A 12,709-nucleotide genomic window follows, 5' to 3' on the forward strand; every position below is an offset into this window, starting at 1 on the left:
CTAGTGCGTGTCTGATCCGATGAAGGACTGGATCGCGGTGGCTGCGGCCCCACGCGCCCACTCCTCGAAGGGCAGCGGACGTGTCGTCACGTCGCACTGCACGGCGGTGCCGAAGGCGGAGGCAGCGAACGCGTCCCGGATGCCCTCGGCGAAAAGGTCGTAGGCGGCCAGGCCCTCGCCGGAAATGACCACTCGTTCGGGACCGAGCAGGTTGACCACCGAGCCGATGGCCCTCCCGATGGCCTCGCCCGCCCGTGCGTAGACCTCCCGGACCCTCGGGTCCCCGGTGCGGGCCAGTTCCAGCGCCTCGGCCACGGTGGCCACGGGCAGGCCCGTGGCGCTGCGGACCTCGCGCAGGATCGCGGGGTCGGCCGCGATGGCCTCGACGCAGCCGTTGTTGCCGCAGTGGCAGGGCGGCCCGAGCGGGTCGATGGACAGATGCCCGATCTCTCCGGCCACGCCGTGCGCACCCGACACCACCCGTCCGTGCACCACGAGGCCGCAGCCGATGCCGGCGCCCACGGTCACCAGGGCGAAGTCGGACAGGCCGACTCCGGCCCCGAACCACTGCTCGGCGACGGTGAGCGCCCGCACGTCGTTGTCGACGGTGACCGGCAGACCGGTCGCCGTCTCGACGATCCCGGCGAGCGGCACGTCCCGCCACTCCAGGAAGGGCGAGTAGCGGACCACTCCGGCTGCCCGGTCGACATCACCCGAGACTGCGATGCCGAGCCCCCGCACCTGCACACCGAAGCCGTCGGCCTCGGTGAGGAGCTCGTGCACCAGCGCGGTGACGGAGGGGAGCACCGCCCCCGGCTCACGGCCTGCGAGCCGTACGTGCCGGGCCACCCGGATACGGCAGCACAGGTCGGCCAGCACGGCGATGATCTCGTCCCCGGTCACCTTGATCCCGATGAACAGCGCCCGGCCGGCGTCCACCCGCACCAGGTTCGCCGGACGCCCCACAGCGGGTCGCGCCCCTTCGTCCGCGCCCTCGACCAGGTAGCCGAGCTGCATCAGCGGCCGCACCGCCTTGGTGACGGCGGCAGAGGACAGCCCGGTGCGTCGCGCTATCTCGATCCGGGTGAGCGGACCGTGGGAGAGCACGGTGGTGAAGACCAGGGAAGCGGCCGGCGTGGTTGCCGGGACCACCTCGTGGGGGGAGGTCGAGCGCATGGCCGGAAACCTAGGGTGATTCTTTTCCTCTGTCAATGAAAGAATCAGATCCCCTTGGAAGAGCCACTCCGGCAAGAGTCAGACCTGCAAAAGATGGCTGTGTGCAGGGAGTTGACACATGATCTAAGGCGAGGTTGGCTGCTCGCTGCTCCTGTGCGGCGCTATCCGAACGTGAGGATCCATGGCTGCGATCTCCTTCGACCCCGCCTCCGGGGTCTGGCTGCTCTCCACCGCGCACACGTCGTACGCGCTGCGGATCGACGACACGGGAGCGCCCTGCCACCTCGCATGGGGACCCCGGCTGAGCCTCGCGGCGGCCGCGGAGCTGATACCTCCCCCGGCCGCTCCCATCAGCAGCTTCGAGGGCCGGCCCCCGGCCGGCGAGGAGCTGCCCGTCGACGGAGGTGCCCGGTACGGAGCCCCCTCCCTGCGCGTGCGCTTCGCCGACGGCACCCGAGCCTTCGAATGGGAGCCCGTCGGCCACCACATCGGCGAACCCGCCCCCGGAGCGGCCGAACTGGCCCTGGAGTTCCGCGACCGCCACTACCCGCTGACGGTCACCCTGCACTACCGGGTCCATGACGACACCGACGTCATCGAACGCTGGACCGTCCTGCGCAACACCGGGCAGCAGCCGCTCTCCCTGCTGCGTGCGGACTCGGCCGCCTGGACGCTGCCGCCGCGCGACGGCTACCGGATCAGTCATGTGACAGGCCAGTGGTCGTCGGAGAGCCGGCTGCACCGGGAGCCGGTACCGCACGGCGAGACGGTGCTCACCAGCCGGCGCGGCATCACCAGCCACCATGCGAACCCATGGGTGATGCTGGACGCCGGAGACGCCACCGAGGACCGCGGCGAGGTGTGGAGCGCGGCCCTGGCCTGGAGCGGCAGCTGGCACATCACCGTGCAGCGCACGCCCGACGGACGTACGGCCTTCACCAGCGGCGCCGGGCACGACGGTGCGTCACTGCCGCTCGGTCCCAGCGAGGAGCATGTGACCCCGCGCTGCGCGGCCCTGTTCACCGACGGCGGTTTCGGCGCGGCGAGCCGCGCATGGCACGCCTACATCACGGCCCATGTGCTACCGCACCCCGACGAGTTGCGCCCCGTGCTGTTCAACTCCTGGGAGGCCACCGGCTTCGATGTCAACGAGGCCGGGCAGAGGGCTCTCGCGGCCAGGGCCGCGGAGCTCGGGGCCGAGCTCTATGTCGTCGACGACGGCTGGTTCGGCGCCCGCGGAGACGACACGGCCGGGCTCGGCGACTGGTCACCCTCTCCTGACCGGTTCCCCCGAGGACTGGGCCCCCTGGTCGAGGAGGTACACCGGCTCGGGATGCGGTTCGGCCTGTGGGTGGAGCCCGAAATGGTCAACCCGGACAGCGACCTCTACCGCGCGCACCCCGACTGGGTCCTTCACTTCCCGCACCGCACCCGCACCGAGCTGCGCAACCAACTGGTGCTCAACTTCGCGCGTGACGACGTCGCCGCCTGGGCGTACGGATGGCTCACCCGGCTGGTCGCCGACAACGGCATCGACTTCCTCAAGTGGGACATGAACCGCGCCCTCAGCGAAGCAGGCTGGCCCGACCGCACGGAAGGCCAGGACCTGCTCTGGACGCGGTACGTGCACAATCTCTACCACGTCATCGACCGGCTCCGCGCGGACCACCCGCAGCTGCGGATCGAGACGTGCAGCGGCGGCGGCGGCCGCGTCGACCTGGGCATCCTCTCCCGCACGGACCAGGCGTGGCCGTCCGACAACACCGACGCCGCAGACCGGGTCGGCATCCAGTACGGCTTCAGCCAGCTCTACCCGGCACGGACGATGGCCGCCTGGGTGACGGACGTCCCCAACCAGCTCACCGGACGCTCGGTGCCGCTGCGCTACCGCTTCCACGTGGCGATGGCGGGGGTTCTGGCGGTGGGTGGCGACCTCACCCGCTGGACGGCGGAGGAGCTCACCCAGGGCGCCGAGCTGGTGGCCGAGTACAAGAGGGTCCGCCACATCGTGCAGCAGGGTGTCCAGCACCGGCTCCGCGGTCCCGTCGACGACGCACCCTCCGCAGTGCAGTACACGACGGCGGACCGCCGGGAGGCCTTCGTGCTGGTGTGGCGGCGGGCTCCGCGCCACGGCACGCCGAGCCCCGCCCTCAGGCTGGCCGGCCTGGATCCCACCGCACGCTACCGCGACGTCCGGACCGGCGCCGTGCACCACGCGTCGGTGCTCACCGGGTACGGAATCACCCCGGACCTGCCGCGCGGCGACTGGTCGAGCGCCTCCCTGCACCTGGTGAGGGTGGATGACGAGGGGCCGTCGCCTGAGCATCGAGCGATGCCGGGCCGTGCCGAATGAGCTGTCCCGTCAGCGCACCCCCGTCCCGAGGTGAGCCGGCCTGCAGCACCATCTGCCTTCGCCGTCTCCGCAGGTCATGCTGAAACGCTCAGTCAGCCGTCGCTGCCCGTGCCCGGAGCGCGTCAGCCTCCTCCGGTTGGCCCGGACAGCCAGGATCCGCGCCCGGTACCCCCTCGCGTACCCATGGCCCAGGGCCTCGGCTCGCAGGAGAGCCTCCCTGGCCCGCTCCTGGTCGCTGCGGTCCCGGAAGGCCACGCCCAGCGACCCCCATCGGAAACACCTCGTCCTGCAAGAGGATCACGGCGCCCGGCGCTCGACACCGGCCCCGTCGCCACGGTCGAGCGCCTGCCTGACGAGTCCCAGCATGGCGTCCGGATCACCGAGCGCCGCGGCCTTCTCCCAGACCACCGGCGCCCGGTTCGCGTGCAGCATGCCCAGGTTGTAGCCGGCGACCACGTTCCCGGCTGCCCACGCTCGGCCCCACCAGTGCAGCGCGCCGGCCCGGTCACCCTTCAGGTGCAGGGCTGCCGCAGGTTCCCCGTCGCCACGTCGTCGCCCAGCTCGGCCGCAACCGCAAACCCGGCCGGCTCCCTCGCCTACCCCGCCCCTTGAGTTCCGTCCCCTTCCTCCCCGGTCCCGACCGCTGGCAGCTGGACCTCGATGGGGCGCTTGCAGCAGCCGGCCGGTCCGGGGACGGGGCAGGTCGGCGTCGACAACCGCGGGCCGGGGGACAGCGAGGCCCAGGGAGTCCCGTCGCCTGAGGTGTCCTGGGGTGGTCGTGGCAGCATGGGCGCCTGGTGGGGGAACAGGGGATGCGCATGACCGGCATGGCGTGGGGGTCCCCGGGAGGACCCGACTGGTCCCCCACGTGGGGCCCATGGACGCGCGGCTTGCCCGCGAGACCGACACCGGGTCCGTGCTGATCTCCTGAGCCTGGCTCAGCGCTCCGGGGTCCTGGCCTAGCAGCTGGATGTGATCGCCGGCCCCCCGGCGTCGGGCGCGCCCGGGATGTGTGCGTCTGTCGTGGTGTCAGACAGCAAGATTCATCGGATGGTTCGGCGATGTTTCGAGTCTTGACTCGGATCTATCCCCAGATTACCGTGACGCTTCGCGTGATAGGTCGGATGAATTGTGGGACGAGCACCCTGCTCTGAAGGAGACTCACCGTGTGGCTGCGTAAACGAAGGCATTCCGCCCTGCTGCTGGCGGGGACGGCGGTGACAGCTCTTCTCGCGACAGGTCTCGTCTCTGCGGACCTCGCGGCGGCCGACTCTGCGGCGTCCGTCTACGCAGCACCCGACGGCTCCGGCAGTCACTGCTCGTCCGCGGCGCCCTGCTCGATCACCACGGCTCAGCAGGCTGTGCGTCACGCTCGAGCCGGGCACAAGGGCGCCGTGCAGGTGATCCTGGGCGACGGTACCTATCAGCTGGCGGCGCCCCTTGACTTCGACGCGGCAGACTCGGGCAGCCCCGGGCAGCCGATCGTGTGGACGGCGGCGCCCGGCGCCCACCCGATACTCTCCGGAGCAACCCGCATCCGCGGCTGGACCACGTCCTCCCCGGCAGGCGTCTGGTCGGCGAACGTTCCGGCCACCAGCGCGAGCCGTCAGCTCTACGTCGACGGCACGGAGGCGCCCGTCGCGCAGGCCACGCCGTCCCAACTGCACTTCGCCGGGGGCTGGAAGGGCTCGGCCACGGGATACGACCTCAGGGACGACCCGGCCGGGCTCGCCTTCTTCGCGGCGATGACGCCGGCCCAGTTGCAGCAAGTCGAGTTCGACTACCCGGGCGGGAACGGGCAGTGGACCGACTCCAAGTGCCGCGTGCGGTCGTTGTCCGGCACTTCGCTGACCATGAACGAGCCGTGCTGGAAGAACGTCACCGCCCGCTCCGACTACTCCCAGGCCAGCGGCACGCTGCCCGCGATGGGTAGCTCGCAGATGCCGGCCTCGATCCAGAACGCGAGGAGCCTGCTGCATCCCGGCCAGTGGTTCCTCGACCAGTCGGCCCACACCCTGTACCTCGCCCCGCTGAACGGGGCCGAGCCGGACAGTCTCGACGTCGAACTGCCCCGCCTGGAGACGCTCCTCCAGGGCGCGGGCAGCTTGGCCCGTCCCGTCCACGATCTGACGTTCTCCGGGCTCACCTTCTCCTACGCCACGTGGAACGCACCCTCCGAACCCGCGGGCTTCGCCGATGTGCAGAGCAACCTGCACATGACGGGGGCGAACAACCAGGGCATGTGCTCGTATTCGAACCCGGCCGGCACCTGCCCGTGGGGCCTGCTGACCGAGCCCCACGCCAACGTCTCCTTCACTGCCGCCAACCACATCACGCTGACCGGCAACCGGTTCGCGGAACTCGGCGGCGCGGGCCTGAGCATCGCCTACGGCTCCTCGCACAACCTCGTCCAGGGCAACGAGTTCACCGACATCGCCTCGACCTCGATCCTGCTCGGTTGCACCGCCGACCCCACGCCGGTCAACCCCGACCCGGTCCACTTCCCGGACTACCTGACCAAGAACCCCGACACACCTGAGACGATCAAGGACAACTGCACCCCGGATCCCTCTGCTGTGGCCGGTGACAGCATCGGAGAGAACGAGATCGCCACCGACAACGTGATCTCGGACAACGTCATCCACCGAGTGGGCAGCGACTACCCCTCGGCCAGCGGCATCACGCTGCTTTACACCCGGCACACACAGGTCACCCGGAACGAGCTCTATGACCTGCCCTACACCGGCATCACCGCCGGTGTCATCCAGGGGCACGTCGACTCGGCGGACCATCCGTCGAACTCGCTCAACATCAACGCCGACAACACCATCAGCTACAACCTCATCCACGACTACCTCACCGTGCTCGGCGACGGGGGTGGTGTGTACATGGAGGGGCACCAGGCCCCCTACCAGTACAAGGCCGACGGCAAGACGATCGACTTCGACGCCACGATGGCGCACGGCCTGCAGGTGATCGGCAACGTCACCTACAACCAGGGGCCCGGCTTCGCGTCCTTCTACGACGACGCCGGTTCCGAATGGATCCACTACGTCGGCAACGTGCAGTTCCACAACAACGGCGCCAACGCCCAGGGAGGCTGCGCGGCGACCGGGCACTTCCTCGTCGAGGGCAACTACTTCTCCGCGTCCGCCGGTCAGTACATCTGCGCCGACGCGGTCGACAGCCATGTCGGCAGCAACACCTCCATCCCGGCCTCCCCGGGACCGAACGACATCCAGCTGACGGCACTGCAGAGCGCCGGCCCCGACACGTCGGGGCGAGGCTTCGCCGACGCGACCGCCATCGAGACCGACTACGTCTCGCCGCCGCAGGCGACGTTCTCCAACGGCACCACGACCATGCGGGTGCTGATCGGTGGCGCGGGTTTCGCGCCGGGGACCCCGGTCTACTTCTCCGGCCATGCCTCCCCCAAGGTGCAGGTGCTCTCATCCGGATTCCTGATCGCGACGATCCCGCCCGGCTCGGACACGTCGCAGGTGTCGGTCGGCGGTCTCGTCGCCGCGCCCACGATCTCGGCTCCGGCGTCAGGCACGACCGGCGTGGCCGGCACGTTCACCGTTCGCGGGTCCGGGGCCACGGGTGACACGGTCACCGTGACCGAAGGCGGCGCCCCCCTGTGCCGGGTGACGGTCACGGGCTCCGCGTGGTCGTGCACCGTGACGGAGGCCGACGGCCAGCACACACTCGTCGCCGTGCAGTCGAACTCGCGTGGCGTCTCCTCGCCACCGGCCACCACCGTCTTCGTGGTCGGCAAGGCTCCCGCCGCCGTCCGGCTCAACGACACGGACCCCGACCTCCAGTACTCCGGATTCAGCCACCAGAGCGGCCGCGGGTTCGGCGACTACCAGGACGACATCCACTACGCGTCGGACAACGGCTCGACGGTCACCTACACGTTCGTCGGTACCGGTATCAAGGTGTACGGCGAACAGAGCACCGACCAAGGCCATTTCTCTGCGGTGCTGGACGCGGGCACGCCGGTCGGCGTCGACACCGTACCCAGTGACGGCCAGCGTCATTCGAATGTCGCCGTATGGTCCAAGACCGGCCTGCCTCCCGGTCTGCACACACTCGTACTGACCAAGGTCGACGGCACCTACATGACCTTCGACGGACTCGAGGTCGACAACGGCTGACCCGGAACCGGCCCGTTCCCACTTCCAGGGTTCCCCCTGCCGGGCCGGCTGAAGGGCGCACCTGCGAGCCCCTGACGACGCGGGGCCTGACCGCATCCCGGTCGGGCCCCACGTCTGCACCGTGACGGGCGCCCGGGCGCGCCGGGCTCTCCCCGACGCCGCGGCCCGGGCTCCTCCGGGGGTCGGGTGTGTACGGTCAACGATGTAACTCCTGATCACGGAACCAGCACCCGATGAACGATGTGACGTCTCGTCCGAGGCGGTTGAGGAAGTCCAGCCGGTCGAGCTGAAGCCGGACGCGCTGGACGACATGATCAGGCCCGTCGACTCCGGCAGCCATGCAGCCGACGTGCAACTGGCGATCGAGCAGGTCACCCTGCTGAGCCCAGGCGAGCCCACCGCCACCGTGCGCTGCATGCTCGGGCCGGTTCGGCTCGGCGCCCGATTCGACCGCATCCGGGGCTCGGCAGAGGCCATCGACCTGGAACTGACACGGATCCTCGTCTACCGGGGCCGTCCTGTCGATCAGCTCGATCCCGTCCACACCGGGCTTGTGACCCTCCGAGGCACGGGAGTCCAGCTTCTGACCTCAGCTGCCCCACGCTCCGGCTGGCAGGCCATCCAAGGGGCCAATCCGCAGCCCTGACCGGCCATTCACAGAAACTGACAATTACTCAGCATACGGCGCCGTAAAGGCGCAGCCGTTCACTCCCCGGATGTGCGCGGAAGTCGGCACGTCTCGCCGGCCCCGATTGGGCTGAGGGCACGTCAACTACCCATGTTTCGTGTGTGTTTCGTGAGCATTGAGGGTTTGTTCGAGATCTTGAGTGTGTGATCGAATCCGCCCATCACACATCGTAAGGAGGAAGAGTGTTCTATTCCACGGCTCGAACAACGAGCTGGGCGGCCCTGTGCACCACGGCTGCCGTAGTCGTCACTCTCCTGACCCCCGCCACAGCGGGGGCCATCGTGTCGACCGGGCGGTCGGAGGGCCCGTCTGCCCGTTCCGGTGGTCCGGCGAAGACGGTAACCCTCGTCACCGGCGACAAGGTCATCGTCACGCCTGGCGCGGAGGGCGGGCCCGACACGCTGAGCGTCGAGCGCCGTCCCGGTGCTGCCGGTTCGGTGCGCATCGTCAACGAGGGAGGCGACACCTACGTCTACCCGGACGAAACGCTCGCCTACCTGGCAGCGGACCGTCTCGACAAGCGCCTCTTCAACGTCACCGGCCTCATAGCGCAGGGCTACGACGACGCGCACGCCCCTAAGCTCCCCCTGATCCTCACCGGCCTGGGCACCGCGGCCCAGCGCCGTGGCGGCGCGCCGCTGCCGGGGGCGGGAACCGGACGCGCACTGCCGTCCGTCGGCGGTGAGGCCGTCGCGGCCGACCGTTCGAAGGCGGCGGACGTCTGGACCGCGCTCACCGCGGGCAGCACCGCGCCGTCCGCGCCGGACGCGGGCGGGTCCCGGAAGGCCGCCGCCGAGCCGTCGTTCACCGGCGGCATAGCCAAGATCTGGCTGGACGGCAAGACGAAGGCGGCACTCGCCGACACCACCGCCCAGATAGGCGCCCCCCAGGTCTGGGAGTCGGGCGACACCGGCGCCGGAGTCAAGGTTGCGGTGCTCGACACCGGCGCCGACACGGCACATCCGGATCTCAAGGACCGCATCGTCGACTCCCGCAGTTTCGTCCCCGACCAGGACGTGCAGGACCGCCAGGGCCACGGTACCCACGTCGCCTCCACCGTCGCCGGGACCGGCGCCGCGTCGGGTGGCAAGGAGAAGGGCGTGGCCCCCGGGGCCGACCTGGTGATCGGCAAGGTGCTCGGCGACCAGGGCGAGGGTCAGGAGTCCTGGGTCATCAGCGGCATGGAGTGGGCCGCACGCACGGAGCACGCCCGGGTCATCAACATGAGCCTCGGCAACGACGCGCCCAGTGACGGAAACGACCCGTTGAGCCAGAGCGTCAACGCTCTGAGCGGCGAGACGGGGGCGCTGTTCGTCGTCGCCGCCGGCAACACCGGCCTGAAAGGCCCGTCCTACCTCATCGGCTCCCCCGCCGCCGCCGACGCCGCACTGACCGTGGGGGCGGTCGACTCCTCAGACCGGCTGGCGCCCTTCTCCAGCGTCGGCCCGCGGGTCGGCGACGAGGGCGTCAAGCCCGACATCACGGCCCCGGGCGTGGGCGTCCTCGCGGCCCGGTCGCAGTACATCAGCCAGGGCGAGGGCTACTACCTCCCGATGGACGGCACCTCGATGGCGTCCCCGCACGTCGCCGGTGCCGCGGTCCTGCTCGCGCAGAAGCATCCCGACTGGACAGCAAGCCAGTTGAAGGACGCCCTGATGAGCACCAGCAAGCCCACGCCGTACCTCACCGCGTACCAGGGCGGCGCCGGGCGCGTCGACGCGGCGGCCGCCTTCCGCTCCAAGGTCACCGCGACCGGCTCGGTCTTCCGCTTCCTGCCGTGGCCGAGCGAGACCAGCGGCTCCGTCAAGCAGGAGATCACGTACACCAACTCCGGGGACGAGCCGGTGACGCTGCAGCTCGCGGTGGAGCCGGACGCGTCGGGCGACCGGACGCTCTCGCTGTCCGCCGGCCAGGTCACCGTGCCTGCCCACGGCAGCACCGGTGTGGAGGTCGGCACAAATCTGTCCAGCCTCGCCGGGGGCAACCACACCGCCCAGGTCGTCGCCCGCGACGCCCACGGCGCGGTCGTCGCCCACACGGTCGCCGGTGTGGGCCTGGAGCCCGAGAGGTACAACCTCGACATCACCATGAAGGACCGCTCGGGCGAGCCGATGGGCGGCTGGATCCACCTCAAGGGCGCCCTCAGCCGGTCCACGACCGCGTACGAGATCCCCGAGAGCGGCGAACTCACGCTGCGTCTGCCGCCGGACACCTACTCAGTGGTGTCCTACGCGGACGTCCAGGGCACCCACGGACCGGACTCCCGGGGCATCGCGCTGCTGAGCGCTCCCGAGGTCGACCTGACCGCGGACCGGAAGATCGCCCTGGACGCCTCCAAGGCACACCAGGTGACGGCCGACACACCGAAGGCCACCACGCTGGTCGACACCCGGCTGGACTACATCCGGTCCTTCACCTCAGCGGACCCCGGCCCGGCCGACTACACCGCCGTCCGCGAAAACATCGTGGTCGGGAAGAACTACGACAGCGTCTGGGCCCAGCCGACCGCCAAGGTGCGCCACGGCGGTTTCGTGTTCACCACCCGCCTGCGGGCGCAGGAGACGCCGCTCGAGCTCTCCTACGACGGCGAGCGGATCGACGACGCACTGGCGCAGCAGGGAAGCGCCGTCCTCCCCGACGGCAAGGCGAACCTGGACGCGGTGTTCGCCGGGACCGGTTCACCCCAGGACTTCGCGAAGGCCTCCGTCCGCGGCAAGGTCGCAGTGGTGCGCCACAGCGACGAGGTCGAGCCCCTGGCCCAGGCGCAGGCCGCGAAGGAGGCGGGCGCGGCGCTGCTGCTCGTGGTGAACGACGGAGTGGGACGGCTGTCCACTTGGTACGGGCAGCCGGACTACTCCACCATCGTCGACGTGCCCGTGGTGTCGGTCAACAAGGACGAAGGTGAGGCGCTGATCGAGCGGATCACCACCAAGGGCAACGGCCACGGCACGACGCGGCTGAAGGTGACGGCCCACCCGTCGCCCTCCTACCTCTACGACCTGGTCAAGTACCACAAGGGCGCCGTGCCCGAGGACGTGGCCTACCACGCGGACAAGGAGCGGCTGGCCCGCATCGACCTCGACTTCGCCCAGCCGAAGGGCAGGACAGCCCAGGAACGGCGCACGGACTTCCCGGCGTACGAGTGGAGCACGGGGTACTCGTTCGCTCTGGAGCCGGTGGCCCCCGGAGGGCGAACGGACTGGGTGACGGCGGGGGACGACGTCCGCTGGCAGCAGAGCGCATCGGTCGACGGCTGGGTGGGCTCGGTCAACGAGCCCACGTCCTACCAGCCGGACAGTACCCAACAGGAGCGGTGGCTCGGCCCGGTGCTGCGGCCGCGCATGTCCGACAGCGCCTCCGAGATGCGTGACGAGACCGGGCTCTCGCTCTACGTCCCGGGCTGGAGCGACTCCGGCGCTGCGCACTCGGGCTCCTCGGCGAGCGAGAAAATGACCGCGCACACGTCGCTGCTCCAGGGCGGAACCACCCTGGTGACGACCGACAGTGCCTACGTCAGCGCCTTCGACCTGCCGGCCGAGTCGCTGCCCTACCGGCTCGTCGTCGACGCGGCCGGCGACCAGGTGGTGAGCCCGTACTCCTCGAAGACCCACACGGAGTGGGACTTCGTTTCGGGCAAGGCGCAGGTGGGGACCGTGCCGCTGGTGCAACTCGACTACGGCACCGAACTCGACGCCGAAGGCAGGTCGCGCCGCGCGGGGGAGATCTCCGTCACCCCCTCGGTGCTCGGCACCTCCGAGCCCGACCCGGTGTCCTCGGTCCGGCTTGAGGTCTCCTACGACGACGGGGCGTCCTGGCAGCAATCGGACCTGACCCGACGTCAGGGCACCTGGAGCGCCACTCTGCGCGCCCCCTCCTCTGCCGAGTTCGTGTCGCTGCGCACCAGCGCCACGGCACGCACCGGGGGTTCGGTCTCGCAGACCGTCATCCGGGCCTTCGGCCTGAAGTGACGCCCTGAGGGCCGGTGCCGCCGCGTGCGCGCGGCACCGGCCCTCGGGAGCATCCGCCCGCACTCCCCCAGGCATGACCGGGCCTATGTCCGGGCGGTGCCACACGGCGGTGCATCCATGGCCGGCGCGGGAGCAGCGGTGAGCAAACCAGGGCTCCTCGCTGGGCAACCTCGCTCCGCCCTGGCCGCCGTCTTCACCAACCGGATCACCGACGACCCACGGACGTCGAGCGCGGTGCGGCAGCAGACCGGCGTGGCCGCGGAGGCGAGCGTCAGCTTCGTGAGCACCAGCCGGGTACGCGTAGCGGCCGAGCAGACCGGCGTCCCAGGGTCGGAGGCCGGCGCCTCGGTGGAGCACTATGCCG

The 12,709-nt window shown here is 70.3% G+C and carries 6 protein-coding genes; 3 read left to right on the forward strand and 3 right to left on the reverse strand.

Translation table 11 applies throughout. The features are described 5' to 3' along the window. A complete protein-coding gene (locus AOK09_RS03475; protein ID WP_055585602.1) occupies positions 1-1,176 on the reverse strand; it encodes an ROK family transcriptional regulator in 1,176 nt (391 codons plus the stop codon). 181 nt (positions 1,177-1,357) lie between these two features. Between AOK09_RS03475 and AOK09_RS03480 the strand changes: the two genes are divergently transcribed. Next, positions 1,358-3,529 carry an alpha-galactosidase gene (locus AOK09_RS03480; RefSeq protein ID WP_055585603.1) on the forward strand — a complete coding sequence of 724 codons (2,172 nt, stop codon included), beginning with the start codon at positions 1,358-1,360 and terminating at the stop codon, positions 3,527-3,529. A gap of 297 nt (positions 3,530-3,826) precedes the next feature. Here the strand turns inward: AOK09_RS03480 and AOK09_RS43050 are convergent, their stop codons facing one another. Next, positions 3,827-3,961 carry a hypothetical protein gene (locus tag AOK09_RS43050; protein ID WP_265736699.1) on the reverse strand — a complete coding sequence of 45 codons (135 nt, stop codon included), beginning with the start codon at positions 3,959-3,961 and terminating at the stop codon, positions 3,827-3,829. 962 nt (positions 3,962-4,923) lie between these two features. Between AOK09_RS43050 and AOK09_RS03490 the strand changes: the two genes are divergently transcribed. Then, positions 4,924-7,689, forward strand: a complete 2,766-nt coding sequence (locus tag AOK09_RS03490; protein WP_055585605.1) for a right-handed parallel beta-helix repeat-containing protein — start codon at positions 4,924-4,926, stop codon at positions 7,687-7,689. Between the two features lie 196 nt (positions 7,690-7,885). Here the strand turns inward: AOK09_RS03490 and AOK09_RS39900 are convergent, their stop codons facing one another. Beyond that, the gene (locus tag AOK09_RS39900) at positions 7,886-8,233 is read right to left on the reverse strand and encodes a hypothetical protein (protein WP_157875785.1); all 348 of its coding nucleotides are present in this window, start codon (positions 8,231-8,233) and stop codon (positions 7,886-7,888) included. 581 nt (positions 8,234-8,814) lie between these two features. On the opposite strand from AOK09_RS39900, the gene AOK09_RS03500 reads away from it, so the two are divergent. Next, positions 8,815-12,345, forward strand: a complete 3,531-nt coding sequence (locus tag AOK09_RS03500; RefSeq protein WP_245687098.1) for a S8 family serine peptidase — start codon at positions 8,815-8,817, stop codon at positions 12,343-12,345. Positions 12,346-12,709: the final 364 nt, after the last annotated feature.

The sequence above is a fragment of the Peterkaempfera griseoplana genome (assembly GCF_001418575.1).
Taxonomy (GTDB): Bacteria; Actinomycetota; Actinomycetes; order Streptomycetales; family Streptomycetaceae; genus Peterkaempfera; species Peterkaempfera griseoplana.

Excerpts from the sequence above, each read along its gene's own strand:
- AOK09_RS03475 (WP_055585602.1), bottom strand. The coding sequence starts at position 1,176 with ATGCGCTCGACCTCCCCCCACGAGGTGGTCCCGGCAACCACGCCGGCC.
- AOK09_RS43050 (WP_265736699.1), bottom strand. The coding sequence starts at position 3,961 with ATGCTGCACGCGAACCGGGCGCCGGTGGTCTGGGAGAAGGCCGCGGCG.
- AOK09_RS03480 (WP_055585603.1), top strand. The coding sequence starts at position 1,358 with ATGGCTGCGATCTCCTTCGACCCCGCCTCCGGGGTCTGGCTGCTCTCC.